This is a genomic window from Thermogemmatispora onikobensis (assembly GCF_001748285.1).
Taxonomy (GTDB): Bacteria; Chloroflexota; Ktedonobacteria; order Ktedonobacterales; family Ktedonobacteraceae; genus Thermogemmatispora; species Thermogemmatispora onikobensis.
Genome location: NZ_BDGT01000050.1, coordinates 1 through 16,745, shown reverse-complemented (window position 1 = coordinate 16,745; position 16,745 = coordinate 1). Strand labels below are relative to the sequence as shown.

14 protein-coding genes are annotated in these 16,745 nt (G+C 60.9%); 7 read left to right on the top strand and 7 right to left on the bottom strand.

The genetic code is table 11. The annotated features are described in order from the left end of the window. Positions 1–101: 101 nt before the first annotated feature. Together secG and BGC09_RS18005 are read right to left on the bottom strand one after the other, a co-directional pair. Positions 102–347 (bottom strand): preprotein translocase subunit SecG, encoded by a 246-nt coding sequence (gene secG / locus BGC09_RS18010; protein ID WP_218104095.1) that lies wholly within the window; start codon positions 345–347, stop codon positions 102–104. Between the two features lie 184 nt (positions 348–531). Next, a complete protein-coding gene (locus BGC09_RS18005) occupies positions 532–1,092 on the bottom strand; it encodes a hypothetical protein (protein WP_069805619.1) in 561 nt (186 codons plus the stop codon). Positions 1,093–1,515: 423 nt separating this feature from the next. On the opposite strand from BGC09_RS18005, the gene BGC09_RS18000 reads away from it, so the two are divergent. The 3 genes from BGC09_RS18000 (at position 1,516) to BGC09_RS17990 (ending at position 5,513) form a co-directional block, all read left to right on the top strand. Next, positions 1,516–2,193 carry an MBL fold metallo-hydrolase gene (locus BGC09_RS18000; RefSeq protein ID WP_069805618.1) on the top strand — a complete coding sequence of 226 codons (678 nt, stop codon included), beginning with the start codon at positions 1,516–1,518 and terminating at the stop codon, positions 2,191–2,193. A 277-nt stretch (positions 2,194–2,470) separates the two neighbouring features. Beyond that, a complete protein-coding gene (pyrG, locus tag BGC09_RS17995) occupies positions 2,471–4,180 on the top strand; it encodes a CTP synthase (protein WP_069805617.1) in 1,710 nt (569 codons plus the stop codon). Positions 4,181–4,187: 7 nt separating this feature from the next. Further along, entirely contained in the window at positions 4,188–5,513 is a 1,326-nt protein-coding gene (locus tag BGC09_RS17990) for a magnesium transporter (protein ID WP_084659074.1), read from the top strand. A gap of 146 nt (positions 5,514–5,659) precedes the next feature. On the opposite strand, the gene BGC09_RS17985 is transcribed toward BGC09_RS17990, so the two are convergent. Next, positions 5,660–6,406, bottom strand: coding sequence for a hypothetical protein (locus tag BGC09_RS17985; RefSeq protein ID WP_069805615.1), 747 nt, complete (start codon positions 6,404–6,406; stop codon positions 5,660–5,662). Between the two features lie 99 nt (positions 6,407–6,505). Further along, positions 6,506–7,525, bottom strand: a complete 1,020-nt coding sequence (locus BGC09_RS17980) for a ribose-phosphate diphosphokinase (RefSeq protein WP_141727846.1) — start codon at positions 7,523–7,525, stop codon at positions 6,506–6,508. Positions 7,526–8,201: 676 nt separating this feature from the next. Here BGC09_RS17980 and BGC09_RS17975 point away from each other — a divergent pair. Together BGC09_RS17975 and BGC09_RS17970 are read left to right on the top strand one after the other, a co-directional pair. After that, on the top strand, positions 8,202–9,560 hold the full coding sequence (locus tag BGC09_RS17975; protein ID WP_069805614.1) for an MFS transporter: 1,359 nt from the start codon (positions 8,202–8,204) through the stop codon (positions 9,558–9,560). Positions 9,561–9,585: 25 nt separating this feature from the next. Beyond that, positions 9,586–10,713 carry an aminopeptidase gene (locus BGC09_RS17970; RefSeq protein WP_069805613.1) on the top strand — a complete coding sequence of 376 codons (1,128 nt, stop codon included), beginning with the start codon at positions 9,586–9,588 and terminating at the stop codon, positions 10,711–10,713. A gap of 216 nt (positions 10,714–10,929) precedes the next feature. Here BGC09_RS17970 and greA read toward each other — a convergent pair whose 3' ends face one another. Then, entirely contained in the window at positions 10,930–11,451 is a 522-nt protein-coding gene (gene greA / locus BGC09_RS17965; RefSeq protein WP_052890546.1) for a transcription elongation factor GreA, read from the bottom strand. Positions 11,452–12,442: 991 nt separating this feature from the next. Beyond that, entirely contained in the window at positions 12,443–13,705 is a 1,263-nt protein-coding gene (locus BGC09_RS17960; protein ID WP_069805612.1) for an alpha/beta fold hydrolase, read from the bottom strand. Positions 13,706–13,992: 287 nt separating this feature from the next. On the opposite strand from BGC09_RS17960, the gene BGC09_RS17955 reads away from it, so the two are divergent. After that, the gene (locus BGC09_RS17955) at positions 13,993–14,865 is read left to right on the top strand and encodes a 4-phosphopantoate--beta-alanine ligase (RefSeq protein WP_069805611.1); all 873 of its coding nucleotides are present in this window, start codon (positions 13,993–13,995) and stop codon (positions 14,863–14,865) included. A 208-nt stretch (positions 14,866–15,073) separates the two neighbouring features. Continuing rightward, entirely contained in the window at positions 15,074–15,775 is a 702-nt protein-coding gene (gene plsY, locus BGC09_RS17950; RefSeq protein WP_069805610.1) for a glycerol-3-phosphate 1-O-acyltransferase PlsY, read from the top strand. Positions 15,776–15,891: 116 nt separating this feature from the next. On the opposite strand, the gene pgsA is transcribed toward plsY, so the two are convergent. After that, positions 15,892–16,515: a CDP-diacylglycerol--glycerol-3-phosphate 3-phosphatidyltransferase gene (pgsA, locus tag BGC09_RS17945; RefSeq protein WP_069805609.1), complete on the bottom strand. Its 624-nt coding sequence runs from the start codon at positions 16,513–16,515 to the stop codon at positions 15,892–15,894. Positions 16,516–16,745: the final 230 nt, after the last annotated feature.

Genomic DNA, 16,745 nt, shown 5'->3' with positions numbered 1-16,745 from the left:
TGGGGGGGGCGCGGAGCAGCCGTATCGAGCGAGCCCATGCAGGAGAAGAGCGGTCTCCCCAGGCGCCCCTACCTGGCCGAGGTCGAGGTGAACGGTCTGATCTAAGCGGGAAGCAACATCATCACCACCGAGACCAGAGCGAAGAGCACCACAAAGATGACGGTCAAATTAAAGATCAGGCGCTCCACCCCGCGGCGTGTTTTAAAGACCGAGCCGGCGCTGGTCCCGCCGAAGATACTGCCCAGGCCGGCGCTGCGTGCCTGCAACAAGATAAAGAGAATAACAGCCACAGACAGAATAATCTGAATCACCCGGAGAGCCGGGGCCCAGGCTTGCAACGTATTCAAGGTTCACCCTCGCTTTCATCGCAGGCCATCGATTGGCCAAAACCTTCGCGGCGATTATATCACAGAAGGCTCCTCCCGTCGAGACATCGAACCGGGAGCAGCCACCGAAGCAACAGCGAGCCAGAGATAACAGGTCGCGGACCCCGCCCAGAGCGTGGCCCCACTGGGGCGGGGCCGGACAAAGCTAGCGGGAGGCGCTGGCCATCGTGGTCACCGTCTGTCGCTGCTGGTGGGCCAGGCGATGGCACTCCGGGCAAAGCACCACATAATTGGCCCGTTGATAGCGGGCCAGCAAGCTCCGAAGGGGGCGGCGGGCATGCAACTCCAGCCGGCTCACCTGGCGGGCGCAGCCGGGACAGCGACCGGCGGCCTCCCTTTGGAGCTGGCGCTGGATGCCGCGCACCAGCTCATTGTTGCAAGCATCCAGACTCACATGAAACAGCATCCCGGCCAGCACCAACCACAGCCAGCGCTGGCGAGTCAGCGCGGCCAGAGCCGCCAGCGCGCTCAAGGTCAGCGGCTGGTGCAGGGGCTTAGGCAGTGGGCCGCGCTGACGATGAGGCGTGCGCAGATAGCGCAGCGCCTCGCGCAGGCTCAGGCGCCGGCGAGCCGCCACAAACTCCAGATAATGATCAAGGTCAATCAAGATACTGGCCGTGTAGGGCAGCCAGACCTCCTCTTTCAGCCACGGCAGAGCCACCAGGGCTGCTGCCGTCGAAAAAGCCACATGTTCCTCCAGGCGCATACGATCATCTCATCCATACTTCAGGCGAGCCAGAGTGCAGACGTCTTACCTCCCTCCCTCCTCGCGCCTGGCGGGCAGAAAGCGAGTGGAGAGAAGCGGCGCCGCTTATCGCAGCAGTATAAATCGCGGGGCCAGGCCCCGTCAAGCAAACCAGCGTTCTACTGCGAGCGCACGAGCGAGCAACCAGACTAAGGAAAAAAGCCCGGTTGGTCAGAGGTTCCCTTGTAGAAGACCTATCCCTGTGGTACAATGTAATCCGGGCGAGGACTGCAGTCCCCGCCCGCACTTATGTTGTCCATTGCGAACAGTCGACCAGTAAGGCAACACGAGGGGAGTCTGCCAGGCATGAGCGCGTGACTGACGGCTGCCCTCTTCTTGAATTTAGCGGGAGCGGACACCTTCGGGTGTCCTCACATTTTGCACATGGAGATTTCCTGGCTCGGCCACTCCTGTTTTCAGTTGCGAGGAAAACAAGTCACACTCATCACGGACCCGTTCGCTCCCCAGACGGAAGTCGCCCCGCAGCAGAAGGAGCCTCTGCGCCTGGGTAAGGTCAGCGCCTCGATTGTCACCATCAGTCACGAGCATCCCAATCACAACTACGTCCGCGCAGTGCAGGGGAATCCCCGTATTGTGCGCGGGCCGGGCGAGTACGAGATCAGCGACGTGCTGATCACCGGCGTCGCCTCCTATCATGACAATCAGCGGGGGCGCGAACGTGGGCGCAATACCATCTATGTGATTCACATAGATGGCATCGTCGTTTGCCATCTCGGCGATCTGGGTCATACCCTACAAGAAGAGCAGCTTGAGGAAGTCGCCGATGCGGACGTCCTCTTAGTGCCCATCGGTGGCGAGCACACCCTCAACGCCTCGCAGGCGGCTGAAGTGATCAGCCAGGTGGTGCCGCGCATCGTCATTCCCATGCACTACTACCCTCTGGCAGCCGACGGCTCGCAGTCGCTGCCTGAAGCGCTGGTGACCTTTTGCCGCGAGATGGGCGTGGAGTCGCTCAATCCCCAGCCCAAACTCGTGATCTCGCAGAGCAATCTGCCAACGGAAACACAGGTCGTGATCCTCTCTTGCCGCAGTCTGAGCTAAACGGAAGCGTCTTCATAGAAGCTGGCTTCCAGAGCGAGCCACTCTGTTGCTGCCCTCCCTGCTGGGGAGCGCCTGGCCAGTGAGCGGGGGAGCTGGTTGCGGGATAGCTGAGCGGCCTGTAGCGGGCGCTTGCCTGGGCCAGGCAGGCTGTGAGTGAGCGAGTGAGTGGCAGAATGGCAGAATGGCAGACAGACTAGCAGACAGACTGACTGACTGAGCAAATGAAGACGGTCTCATATGCGATGGTGAAGAAGGCTCCACACGAGGAGGAGTTCTTATGTCAAAATTTATCTTTGTGACCGGCGGTGTGGCGTCGTCTGTGGGCAAGGGTATCAGCGTTGCATCCATCGGGCGCCTGCTCAAGAATCGAGGCATCTCCGTCTCCATCATGAAGCTCGACCCCTACATCAACGTCGACCCTGGCACCATGTCCCCCTATCAGCATGGCGAGGTCTTTGTCACCGACGATGGAGCTGAAACCGACCTCGATCTGGGCCACTACGAGCGCTTCACCGATGAACCAGCGTACCAGGCCAACAACGTCACCACTGGCCAGGTCTACGCCACCGTCATCAGCAAAGAGCGGCGTGGCGAGTACCTGGGGGGCACAATTCAGGTGATTCCCCATATTACCAATGAGATCAAAGAGCGCATCCACAACGTGGCCCGCCGCTCGGACGCCGATGTCGTCATCGTCGAGGTAGGCGGCACCGTCGGCGATATCGAGGGCGAACCATTTTTGGAGGCCATTCGCCAGATGCGCAAGGATGTAGGGCGGGCCAACGTGCTCTACCTGCACGTGACCCTCCTCCCCTACCTGGGCGCGACCCGCGAATTGAAGACCAAGCCCACGCAGCACAGCGTCAAAGAACTGCTGCGCGTCGGTATTCAGCCTGACGTCATCCTCTGCCGCTCCGACTATCCCGTCAGCGAGGAGCTGCGCGAGAAAATTGCCCTCTTCTGCAACGTCGAAACCCGTGCCGTAGTCCCCTTGTTAACCGTCGAGACCATCTATGAGATCCCCTTGATTTTGGAGGAGGCTGGCCTGGGCGACTACCTGGTGCAGACCCTCTCGCTGCCGGGCCATGCGCCCCGGATGGAAGAATGGCGCGCCCTGGTGGAGAAGATCAAGAAGCCGCGCCCGGCCCTGACCGTTGGCCTGGTGGGCAAGTACGTCGAACTGCATGACGCCTATCTCTCGGTGGCCGAGGCGCTGCGCCATGCCGGCTGGTACCACGACGTCGATATCCAGATCAAGTGGATCAATTCGGAGGCCCTGGAGAAGATGGGCGAGGCCTATACCGAGGCCCTGGAAGACGTCCACGGCATCGTCGTACCCGGTGGCTTCGGTCCCCGTGGCGTCGAGGGCAAGATCAAGGCCGCCGGCTATGCGCGCCGCACCCACACGCCCTATCTGGGTCTCTGTCTGGGCATGCAGGTCAGCGTCATCGAATTCGCGCGCAACGTCCTCGGCCTCGAAGGCGCCAACAGCTCGGAGTTCGATCCGCATTCCCCCCATCCCGTCATCGACCTCATGCCGACCCAGCGCCATATCTCGGAGAAAGGGGGCACGATGCGCCTGGGCAACTGGGTCTGTTGCCTGATCCCCGGCACGCGGGCCTACCAGGCTTACGGCGAGGCCATCGTCTTCGAGCGCCATCGTCACCGCTACGAATTCAACAATGAGTACCGCAAGCGCATGGAGGCTCACGGCCTGGTCATCAGCGGTCGCTCCGCCGATAATAGCCTGGTCGAAATCATCGAACTGGCCGACCATCCCTGGTTTGTCGCTTCTCAGTTCCATCCTGAGTTTAAGAGCCGCCCGAACCGCCCTCATCCGCTCTTCCGCGACTTCATTGCCGCCTGCAAACGGCACGCTGGCATGAGCGCGAGCACCCCCGAGGCAGGCGAGAGCGTGGCTCGCGTCGGCGCCACACGCGCCCCCGAGGGCGTCGCTTCGGATTCGCGACTCGAAATGTCGAAATAAAGGCACGATGTTATATTTGAGTCATCTACTCGGTGCACCCGTAGAGGACGCGCAAGGTACGCGCGTAGGGAAACTCACCGATGTGCTGGTGGCCCCCGCGCAGGCGCGCGAAGAGGCTGGCGGTCCCACCTATGCCAGCGCCCTGCTGGTAGAGGGTCAGGACGGGCGCCTCTGGCGGGTCACACCGCTGGCGATCCAGGTACGCGATCAGGCGCTGGTCCTGCGCATGGCCCTGCCCGAGCTCCCGCCGCCTGCGGCGGTCGAAAACGAGATCAGCCTGGCGCACGAGGTCCTTGACAGGCAGGCAGTTGATCTGGAGAGGAGGCGCCCGGTGCGCGTCAACGATGTCTGCTTAGAGCCGGACTGGCGTATCGTTGGGATCGACACCAGCACCTGGGGCCTGCTGCGGCGCCTGATGCCCGCCTGGCTATTAGGGGCCAGAGGGCGCGAGGCGCCGGGCAACCTCATCCCCTGGGAGCGGCTGGAGCTGCTGCGCGAAGGGGAGCCGTTGGCAGAAGAGGGTCTGGATGAAGGAGAGAGGAGTGAAGGCCGGGCCGAAGGGCAGGCGCGTGAGGAGCTGCGGCGTCCGCCGAGTGGGCCCCTGGCCGAACTGCGCCCTGCCGACATTGCCGACATCATTCACCAGCTCACGCCGGCCCAGGGCGCGCGCTTGCTGGAGGGCCTTGACGATGACACCGCCGCAGACATTCTCCAGGAAGTAGACACCGAGCGCCAGACCTATATTCTGGAGAAGCTCAAAGCCACGCGAGCCGCCGCCATCCTGCACGCGATGGAGCCGGACGAAGTTGCCGATCTTCTGGCTCGCCTGCCCGAAGAGCGGGCTCAGGAGCTCCTGCGCCTGCTCACGCCTGAAGAATCCGAGGACGTTCGTGAGCTGCTCGAGTACGCCGAAGACTCCGCCGGCGGCCTGATGACCACTGACTACCTGGCCCTGAACGGCAGTCGCAGCAGCACCGAGGCTCTGGAGGCCCTGCGTCGCCAGATCCTTGACCAGGATGGCCACACCGTCTACATCTACGTTGTCGACGATGAGGAGCGCGACGAGCCGCATCTGCTCGGCGTTGTCTCCATTTGGAACCTGCTGGTCGCCTCGCCAGAGCAGACGCTGCAAGAACTCATGCACCGCGACCTCGTCACAGTGCGGCCCGAAGCTGACGCGCGCAGCGTCGCCGAGATCATTGCCAAATACAATCTCTTCGCCGTGCCGGTGGTCAACGACGAGGGTGCGCTCCAAGGAATTGTCACCGTTGACGACGCCATCGATGTCCTGCTACCGCCGGAGCGCCGCCGACGACCACCGCGCCGCTATTGAGTGAGCCGTGTTGTTGTGTAAGACAGGCGGGGCGAGGTAGAAGAGAAGAAGGAGCAGGAGAAGAGATCTCGCAGGCTGGAGGCAGAGAGGATCAACAGGCAGCGAGAGCAGACAGACGGAACAGGAGGTCTGCTCTCCCCCTTGGCCTAGTCGGGAAGAGAGCAGACCGCGCTCAAGGCTTCAAGCACATGAACAATGTCCTGGCAGACATCGACCATGACCCGAGGTAACCATTCTTCGGGATGCGGGTCATCGGCTACAATCTCCGTCTCGCCCTCGTCCTCCACCGCCTCATAGTTGTAGCGATGACTCCAGCCTGGACTGAGTGTATGACCCCCGCTGTACTGGTAAGGAAAACTCTCATGTAGGCCGCGCAAACCCTCTGGGTGCCAGATCGGGAGCTCCACGCGCTGCTGGAGCGTCAGTGACTCTGGCGCGAGGCGATGGTCCTGGAGAGTCAACGTGACGCCGGGCCGGGTCTCGATCGTGCGGCTGCTGTGCTCACTGGCGCGCAGCCTGAGCATCTGGGTCAGAGAGAGGAGCGACTCTTCCGAGAAAGTCGTCCCTTTGAGGGAGAGCGAGTAGGAGAGGTCCAGCACCAGCGCAGGAATCTCGCGCGTGCGCAGGTGCGGGCAATTGGCGTGGGGCTCGTGGAAGAAATCGCAGACTCCCCTGGGCCCTTCGAGGGAAAGCGCGGTATCCAGACTACCCCAGCTAAAGGAGACGGTACAGATGCTGGAGTTTTCGACCTGTTCGCAGCTTCCGATGTGACAGGTGCAGGCAAATTCACGTTCCATGGTGCGGGAGTTGATCCAGTATTCGGGATGTGCCGTCAGCCCGACCTCCGCAGCCGCCTTTAGGAAGAAACCGGTCACATCTTCAAAGGTTAGCATGAAACGCTCCTTGCTGCCCCTGGTTGGGGCAAGTATGCCCGTGGCACCCATGATAAGATGCCTCTATATTATGAGCGTTCCCGATAGGATGTGTCAATATTAGACAGGATAGCTCTCACGCCAGTCGCGGAAGAGGGCGCTGATCGAGCGTCCCTCGTGCAGGCGCTCGATTGTTTCCGCCAGTAACGAGGCGACGGAGATCACCACGACCTTGCCCCCAAGGGTCTTATTACCCAGAGGGATCGTATCGGTGGTGACCACGCGCGTGATCTCAGGCATGCAAAGCCGCTCCTCCGCGGGCGGAGTCAGGACGGCGTGAGTAGCAACCACGGTGATGTCTGGCTTGGCTCCGGCCTCCAGCAGCGCCTGAGTACAGGTGACAATGGTCCCACCGGTCGAGATGATGTCGTCGACAATGATGGGCCGCTTGCCGGCTACCTCGCCGACGATGGCGCGCACCTCGACGTCCTGGGCGTGGTTGCCCCCACGCCGCTTGTGCATCACGACCAGGGGAATATTGAGCATGTTGGCGTAAACGTCGGCCACCTTCACCCGCCCGGTGTCCGGCGTCACTACCACGGCATCGCCCAGGTCCATGTGCTGGCGCAGGTACTCGCCCAGCAGCGGAATGGCCGTGAGATGGTCCATGCCGATGTCAAAGAAGCCCTGGATGGCCGGCGAGTGCAGGTCAACGGAGACGACGCGATTAGCCCCGGCGGTCGATAGTAGATTGGCTACCAGCTTGGCAGTAATTGGCTCGCGCCCCGTGGTTTTCTTCTCCTGACGCGCATAGCCATAGTAGGGGATGATCGCCGTGACCCGCGCCGCCGAGGCACGACGGAAGGCATCGATCATCACGAGCAGCTCCATCAAATGCTCGTTAACCGGGTGGCAGGTCGATTGAACGATGTAGATGTCCCTCCCGCGCACGCTATCCTGAATCTGCACGTGACATTCGCCATCGGCAAAACGGTGCAGCTCCCGCCGCCCCAGGGGACGCCCCAAACAGCTTGCTACCGCCTGTGCCAGCTCCGGGGTCGCTGAACCGCTGTAGATGTCTACGTCGATCGGCGGGCCGCTCCGATTCGGCCTCCTCGCTGCCGCTGCGCTCTCTGTCATGAATGGTCTCCCCCCTCTTAGAAGCCAGAGAACCACTGTGGCTGGCAATCCCCGCAGTGGTTACCCCTCTATTGTAGCATGTCTCGATAGCTACCAGCCAGCCTTCTTTTTTTCTTCCCAATTGCAGAGATCGTGAGCTATCCTTGCCAGAACAACGAGCTGATGATCTTGCTATAAAATGCCTTGACAACATAGCCATCTGTACTTTATCTTTTTGCATGATTGCCGATATTGATCGATAAGAATAGATCAATGCCTGAGTATTAAGAACCGTAGGTAGCTAAAAGGCTCTGCCAGATCTACATGATTGCTGCTTTGCTGCCGCTGTTCGACGAAGAAAAGGAGCGGACAGCAGGGGCAGTCGCTGCCCTGAGCCTGAGTCTGGGATGCGACGGTCCTTCCGTCAAAGACCGGCTGCAGGCGAGTGAGCTGGCTTCTTGACTGGCTGGCAGAGTTGCAAAGCTGGGTGCCAGATTCCCAGGCTCTCGCTTTCATCTCGGACCTGACTCTTGGGCCAGGGTAGGTCTCCCTACCTACCTGTCCATCTGCTCGTCAGCTTGCTCTGCGGCCCCGTGTCCTAATCGCGGCCTGGAGCGTGGGTCGTGATCTTACTTCGCCTGCACTGGATGCACTGGATGCGATTGGCTGTTACTGCGACAGAGAAAGGAAGTTCTGCATGACATTGGATTCGCAGCAACCTACTTCCCCCCAGACAGCGGCCCGGTCGGCGGGAGAGGCGCCTGCCGTGGGCCTGGTGCGCAACCGTAATTTTCTTCTCTTGACCGGCGGCCAGATCATCTCCTATCTGGGAGATTTCATTTACAGTACAACCTTGCAGATCTGGGCCTATTCCCTGGTGCCCAACGCGGCTTCAGTCAGTGGCATCTGGGCGGCGCAGTATCTCCCTTATGTGCTGGTGGGACCGATTGCTGGCGTCTTTGTCGATCGCTGGAATCGCCGTCAGATCATGATCGTCTCCGACCTGCTGCGCTGCTTTATTGCCCTCTGGCCTCTATTGGTGCCGCCGGCGTTGCGCTTGCCTGCTATCTATCTGGCGGTCTTCCTGATTGGCAGCCTGGGCCGCTTCTTCTCGCCGGCGCGCTCGGGGGTCATGCAAGTCATTCTGGCCGAGCAAGACCAGCCGCGGGCGGCCTCGATTCTGCAGTCTAGCTTTGCCTTCGCCGTCGTTGCTGGTCCGAGTCTGGGAGCGGGCCTCTACTTTCTGGTGGGCCCCTACCTTGGGACGATTCTCAATGCGCTCTCCTTCCTGGTCTCGGCCCTCTGTATCCTGGCCATGCGCGTCTCGGCTCAGGCCCTGCAGCCGGGCGCGCAGCGTCGAGCCGAGGTGGCGGCTGGTGAGGGGCGGACTGGGGCCGTGCGTGCGGTGCTGACCGAGCTAGTGGACGGTTTCCGCTTTGTCCTTGGCTCGCGGGTTCTTGGCGTGGTCATGCTGCTCCTGGTGATCAACTGGTTTGGCGTAGGTGCTCTCAATGCTCTGGACATCGTCTTCATCAGCCAACGCCTCCATGTCAGCCCTGAGCTCTATGGTCCGATGGCCACTGGCAGTGGCGTTGGTCTGCTGATCGGTTCGCTAATCGCTGGAGCCTTGAGCAGAAAGCTCTCGCCGCGCTCCTTACTGACTGGGAGCGTCTTCCTGACGGGGCTGGGGATTGTCGTCTTTGGCTTTCAGGTCTGGTTCCCCCTGGCCTTGTTCTTCTACTGCCTCACGGGGCTCCTCCAGGGCGGCATCGAAGTCGGCTATATGGCCCTGGTCCTCATCAGCTCGCCGCGCACGCTCATCGGGCGTGTCGAGGCTGTTATCCAGACCAGCATGTTTATTGCCAGTGTGCTCTCGATCGCCATCGGGGGCTATCTTGCTCAATTCATTCCGGTGTATATTCTGTTTATTATTGGCGGCTGGCTGACAGTGCTGGCCGGTCTTATCGGCTGGTTCGGGTTGCCAGCCAAAATCGAGCCTGTTGCAGCCTCTCCGTCCTCGACTGAAGCGGGACCCGAGCAGCCGGCGCAGGCCTGATGTTGAAGGAGGCAAAGTCAAGGCTATGTCCGATCCGCGTGTGCAGCGCATGGCGCGCGTTCTCGTCCACCATTCCCTGGAATTGCGTCGGGGAGATCGTCTGGCGATTCTCGCCACTCCCTTGGCGGCGCCTCTCATCTGCGAAGTTGTGCGGGAAGCGGTGCGTGCCGGGTCCCATGTTGCCCCTCTCTTGCAGCTGCCAGGTCTCTCTGAAATCATCCTCAAAGAGGCCAGCGAAGAGCAGCTGACCTTTGTGTCGCCGTTGCAGCGTTTGATCTGGGAGGAGTATGAAGCCCTCCTCGATATCGAGTCAGAGGAAAACACCGCGGAGCTGAGCGGCGTTGATCCTGCTCGTCTGGCGCTCGTACAGCAAGCTAAAAGAGAAATGCGTGAGATCCTGATGAAACGCACCCAACCTGGTCAGCGCCATGATCCGCAGTCGCTGCGTTGGACAGCGACCATGTTCCCGACGCCCGCCTATGCTCAGAACACGGGCATGTCCCTGAGCGATTTCGAGGATTTCCTCTACAGTGCCTGCTTTCTGGATGATGAGGACTCGGTGGCCCGCTGGGCGGAGCTGCACCAGCAGCAAGAGCGCCTGGTGGAGTGGCTCAGCGCACGTGAGGAAGCCAACGTGGAGCTGCGTGGGCCGGACGTCGAGCTGACGCTCTCCTACAGGGGACGACGCTTTGTCAGCGACGATGGCCGTTACAATCTGCCCGGCGGGGAGATCTTCACCAGTCCGCTAGAGACCTCGGCCAACGGTTGGATTCGCTTCCGTTTTCCCTGCAGCGCGCAGGGAGTGTCGGTCGAAGATGTGCGCCTCCGCCTGGAAAACGGCGTCGTGGTTGAGGCCCAGGCGGCCCAGGGTCAGCCATATCTGGATCGCATGCTGGCCATCGATGAGGGGGCACGCCGGCTGGGAGAATTCGCTATTGGCAATAACTACCGTGTTCAGCACATTACCAAGCATTCGCTCTTTGATGAGAAGTTTGGGGGGACCATCCATCTGGCGCTGGGGGCCTCCTATCCCGAGGCGGGCGGCGGCAATCAGTCGGCTATCCACTGGGACCTGGTATGTGATATGCGCCAGGAGAGTGAGATTCGGATCGACGGTCTACTCTTCTACAAGAATGGCCAGTTTGTGGTCTAAGCGGTGCAAGGGCTAGCCGGCCAGACCGGCTTCCTGGTCTGCTCTGCGGGTGCTGCGGCAAAGAGCTGATGGAGCAATAAAATGGGCAGGGTGGCGATCGACGCCTGCTCTCGTGTGCCAGTTGACGGCGCGAGGCGGCGGAGCCACCCTGCTGTTCTTCTGTGTGGTCAAGAAGGACGTGAGCCTGGGCCAGGCTGCTGACGCCCGCTCCCCTGCTTAGAGCATTGGGCGCACCGACAGAATCTTGTAGGTTGTCACGCCACCCGGCGTCGAAACGCTCACGACGTCGCCCGCCTTATGGCCGAGCAGAGCCTTACCAACCGGAGACTGGTCGGAGATCAAACCGGACTTGGGATCGGCTTCGTAGGTCTCTACGATTTTAAATGTGCGTGTTGCGCCGCTCTCTGTCTCCACCTCTACCTGCATACCGATACGCACGACCGGAGGGCCTTCGAGATCGCTATGCATATCAGCGGTCATGATCTCGGAAGAGGCCAGCAATTTCTCCAGCTCCAGAATCTCGCCTTCTACCGCAGCCTGCTGGCGCTTGGCCTCCTCGTAGGCGCCGCTTTCGCTGATGTCGCCGGCTTCCTTCGCGTCATGGATGAAGTCAGCAACCTCCTGGCGCTTGACCGTGCGCAGGTATTCCAGGCGCTCTTTTTTCTTGCGATATCCTTCAGGGGTCAGAAAGTAGACCTTGCGCTCGGGTGTTACATCGCTCTGTCCACCAATACTCATATTTAGACTCCTACTCCTCTCTGGTCTTAAGGCTCGTGATCGAAGCGTGATTCGTTCGCGGTTGCCTCTCCCAGATCTTCGCGATCGCTAGCTCTAGCTTGTTATCGTCCGGTCCGTTGGAACACTTCTCTGCCTGGCCCCAGGATCAGACTGGGACTGCTGCGGCTCGGCGGACACCTTCGCCTGCTCTGGAGGCGGCTGGCGGCCTTGTGGTCTCTATGATGAGATGGTGCTCTGGCCTGACGGCTTGCCCCTCTCTGTGACCAGGCGCTCGGGGCAACCCAGCGCGCTCGCTCGAGGTGGAAGGCCCGGGGTAGACCGGCTGCCTGCTGTCCTTACCCTTGTTGGTTTGCTTTGCTGGCCCTGGCCATCGCTAGAAGCCACGGCATGGGTGGCTGCCTGGGGCTGGACATGTCAGAAGGCGAATCCGTAGCCCCTCCCACCAGGCAGGCCCGGTGGGTTGTGAAAACCGGGGAAGAGAACAGGCATGCTTCTGTTGCAAGTGATCGCTGGACCGCGCTCGCACTATATTCGGGCACGGCTCGGCGATCATGATCCACTGCGCATGCATCCGTGCAGAGTTTGGGGCAATGCTGCCACGTGGTTATGCCGTCAGGGTCCCTCAAGAGCTGCTCAGCGCGCAGCAGGCGCTACGCCAGGTGCGCAACACATGACAGAGATTATACGGTCTCAAAAACCGGACGTCAAGTCAAATCAGGTAGCCATTTTTGCTATGGAGTTATGTCGGCTGGTCACAGGCCCGTTTGCCCTGGTGCGTTCCGTTCAGGCCAACGCTGCACCGGGCCAGCCACCAGGCGGACCCATGATGTGGCCGGCATGGCTTGCGTGACCAGCTTCCAGCTCCTGTCTGGCTCCTTCCCTCGCTTCTGTGACCTCCCTTCTTATGATTAAAACGACGGACACGGCTGATTCCGTTCCAGGTAGCGGCCAGGGCGGCTGGCGGTTTCCTGGTCTGGGCCGACCCGACCCATCAGCGACGGCCAATGCGATACATGCGTGCTCCGCAGCGTGCGCAGATGCCCTGGAGCGCTGGACGCCCATTTTTGAGCGTCGTTTCCGATATAGAGAGCATTGGGGTCTTCTGTCTGCATCTGACGCAGTACGCTTCAAAAACAGGCTCTGACCCGACTGTCGACTGCTGCGGAGGCTGTGCCGTCACAGAGGCAGCTGTGGGGTGTGTCAGCTCACTCTCGGGGGCCAGGGGCGCCTCGTGAGCCTCGCCAGGGCCAGGGGCCACCTTGGAGATCTCCTCTCCCTGGGGAGCGAGTCCTGGCCAGGCGCTCAGGCGAGCGCTGATCAGAGTGGCTGTCTGCCGGTCGACCGTGCAGTGCCGGGCCTCGATCCAGAGCTGCTCAACTGCTGCCACCTGCTCCTGGAGCCTGGGCCAGTCCTCTGTCTTGCTCCCGTCTGGATCAGCTTGCACGAGCAGGACAGGGCAGCGTAAAGACTTCGCGGGGGGCCAGACCCGGACCCCATTGGCCTCCAGGCGAAGGCGATCGGTAAGCCAGGCTCGTACAGCGTGTTCTGCGCCGAACTGGTGAGTCGCGGCATAGCGATAGTCCAGGCTGCTATGCGTCTGCCCTGGGGCCGACAACAAGCGCAACGCGAGCCGCGTCGTGAGCAAGCAATAGACGAGCAGCCCCAGCAGAGGAGGACGAGCCAGAAAGGCCAGCAGCGGTCTGAGCCAGGGCAAGCGTTCCTGCCAGCACTCGGCGTCTTGCTCTGGCCAGAGCAGCACCAGACCACGGCAGAGCTCGGGGCTGCGCCTGGCCACTTCCAGGGCATACTGACAGCTTGTACCCTGGGCCACCAGCAGCGCTGGCTGCCCGACCACTTCCCGCAGGAAATCGCTCAGCAACTCGGTATAGAGTGTGCCGCTGTAGGGGAGCGCGGGTCGGTCAGAGAGGCCGAAGCCCAGCAGGTCAGGAGCATAGACCCGGTATTGTTCCCCCAACAGGGCCACCAGCTCGCGCAGCTCATAAGCGGAGACCGCCAGCCCGGGCGCATGCCAGAGCACCAGCGGCGGCCCTTGCTCGGGACCAACCAGCTTGTAGAAGATGTAGCCGTGTCGCCAGCGATAGAGCCGCGCCTGACCCGGCAGCGCACTCTCTAGCAGCTGCGGTGTCAGGAGACGGTGCCAGACGACGGCCAGGCCGGCCCCCAGGCCCGCTAGCAGACTGGCGAAGGCGCTCAGGCGCAACAGCCATGTCAGGCGGGGCAAAGCGTTCTTCATGGGTGAGACGCAGACCTCCTCGCTGAGTAGTATAGCATGAGAGGCGAGGTGGCGCTACTTCAGCGAGCACCAGCAAGAGCCGCCCGCGCACCGCCAAAGGTCACAGCGATGGCCAGGGTCAGGTTGCATGGGACCGGGCGCGTGCAGCTGAGAGAGGGGGCTGGCTCGCTGAGTAGTATAGCATGGTAGGTGAGTTGACGCCGTACCACCGAGCAACTACAATACGCGCACATAATGAATAATAGAGATACATTTTTATACAAATGGGCGCAGCCCAGGGAGAAAGTATGCGCGTGATTCATGAACTGTGGGAGATGACTGAGACGGCGCGTGGCTGGCTGTCTGGGGGAGCCGTAGCCCTGGTGCCAACGCAGGGCTATTTACATCCGGGGCACCTGGCTCTCATCGAGGCAGCCAGGCGAGAATGTGAAATCTGTGTTGTCAGCCTCTTCGCCGACCCTCTCCAGTTCACCTCGCCGGAAGAACTGGCTCGCCGTGCACACGAGCAAGGGGTCAGTGACCATGACCTGCAGCTGCTGGAGCGGCTGGGGGTTGATGTGGTCTTCGCGCCGCAGTGGGAGGCGATGTATCCGCCAGACTTTGCCACCTATGTCACCCCTGCTGGGCCACTGGCCGAATGTCTCGAAGCCCGGCTCTATCCGCAACGTTTGCAGGCCATCGCCACGACCACCTGCAAACTGCTGCTGCTTGTCCGTCCAGATATCGCCTATGTCTTGCGCAACGAGGTCTATACGGTGGCCCTCCTGCGTCGCCTTGTACGCGACCTCAATGTCGACGTGAAGATCTCGGTCCTGCCTGAGCAGCGAGATGCCGATGGACTGGTATATAGCGAAAGTTACTCCTTGTTAACTGCTGAAGAGCGTCTTGCTGCTCGTGTTATCTATAGCTCTTTATTGACCGGTTTGGGATTGTTGCTTGCTGGTGAGCGGCGGCCAGAGGCGGTCATCCAGGCAATGGAGCAGCTCATTAAGGCTGAGCCTCTGGCGACGCTAGATTATGTCGCGCTGTGCGATCCCGAAGCACTAACGACGCTGGCTGGATTGGGAGACAGAGCGCTGCTCGTAGCCGCGGTCCGTATTGGAGGTGTTCGTCTGCTTGATAGTCTGCTCTGGTCACAAGATCGGCCAGCTGCCAGCTGAGGGCAACCGTGGCCTTGCGGCTTTTTGTCCGCTGCCGGATGAAGGCAAGACCGTCAAAGAGCGCCAGGAGAGAGCAGAAGGGGCTTCTATCGGAACTGGCTGGCTGGAATCCGGCGGACATTGTGGCCTATAATAAGGGCGCGCGACCACGCGCCGCCAACCGGTGCTAGCTAGCGCTGACTTCACAGAGTCAACGAAGGAGGCTCCTATGCCGCTTACCGCTGATCAACCCATCTTTATCGCGCTCAGACTCTTGCTCGTGGCCGTCATCGGCTACCTCTGGGGGTCGCTGCCACCAGGCTACTGGATGGGCAAGATTCTGCGCGGACGTGACTTTGATATTCGCAACTATGGCAGTCGCAAGACGGGGGCGACCAATGTCAACCGTGTTCTCGGACTGGGGCCGGCCATCATTGTCATGATTCTCGATCTCTCCAAAGGTATTTTGCCGATGCTCCTGGCTGTCTACGTACCTTTCTTTCACGTACTGGGCTGGGGTCCTCTGCTGGCAGGCTTAGCGGCCCTCATCGGCCATCGCCACCCTGTTTTTATTGGCTTTCAAGGAGGCAGAGGGGTCCTCACTGGGGCCGGCTCATTGCTCTTTGTTGCTCCCCCTGTCTCCTTCCTCATCTTTGGCATTGGGGCAGTCTTCACTATTAGCACCATAGCCCTCTCCCGCTATGTCTCCCTCGGCTCATTGGTAGGCTGTGTCACCGTCATGGTCTGTGGCATTGTCTCTGGTGTCCTCGGCTGGCTTCCCGTACCGGCCATGATCTTTATGATCGTTGCTCCCCTGCTCGTGATATTTTTCCATTCTGATAATATTGAGCGGCTTCTGTCTGGAAAAGAGCGCAAACTTGGGCAGAAGGAGGTGGTAGCGTCACCCGGCGGCGCGGCTTCCTCTCGCTGAGCTGGCGAGAGAGGAGTCGGCGAGCGGCGCCGAGGAGTGGGCAGACGTCTGAGCTGAGCCTCTGGCCGTGGCCTCGCCGGCCCTGTTCTGGGTGGCGGCGAAAGGAAAGTTCCGCCCTAGGCGCGCAGGCGATCCTCTTTGCCCTGCAGGAGTGGCAAGGCGCGCAGCACGTACTCCACTCCTGACATGATGGTCCAGAAGGTGGCCAGCAAGAGCGCGACATCTGCCAACAGATGGAGCAAGCTACTCAAGCTCCAGGCTGCGGGAGAGGACGTCAGGATGGGAGTGGGGAAGAGCGCCAGCTGGGGGTCGCCAAGTCCGTGGGCCAGGAGGATACCGCCGATGGCGAGCAAGGTGATAAAAGTTTTTTGCTTTCCCCAGCGCCCTGCGGCGATCACAGTCCCCCGGGCCGCGGCCATTGAACGCAGACCTGTGACCAGGAATTCGCGGGCCACGATGATCACAACGATCCAGGCTGGTACCAGTCCGATTTGCACCAGGGCGATCAGGATGCTGGAGACAAAGACCTTGTCTGCCGTCAGATCGAGGAAAACGCCTAGCGATGAGACCAGGTGATAGCGGCGCGCCAGGTAACCGTCGAGCAGGTCGGTGATCGATGCCAGCACGAAGAAAACCGTGGCCACCAAAAAAGCCCAGTGCTGGTTGATCAGTACCAGCATGAAGATGAGCAGGGTGCTGGCGATCCGGCTGAGGCTCAGTAGATTGGGAATATGCTGCATAATCCAGCGGTCTCCTTACGGCGTTGGGTACTCACATTATAAGCAAAGTGCGGACGCTTGGGTAGGGCGCAGCCCACGGTTGCCGCTCTCTCCAGGTTAGCAGTCAGCGCTGGCGTTGCCATAGTTCTCGTCCTGGCGCCTGCCTTCCATCCTCTGCGTTACTTCCTGCGTGCCCTGCCACCTGCTCCCTATGGAGAAACCGCCGGACGAGCGAGCAGCATGGACAGACC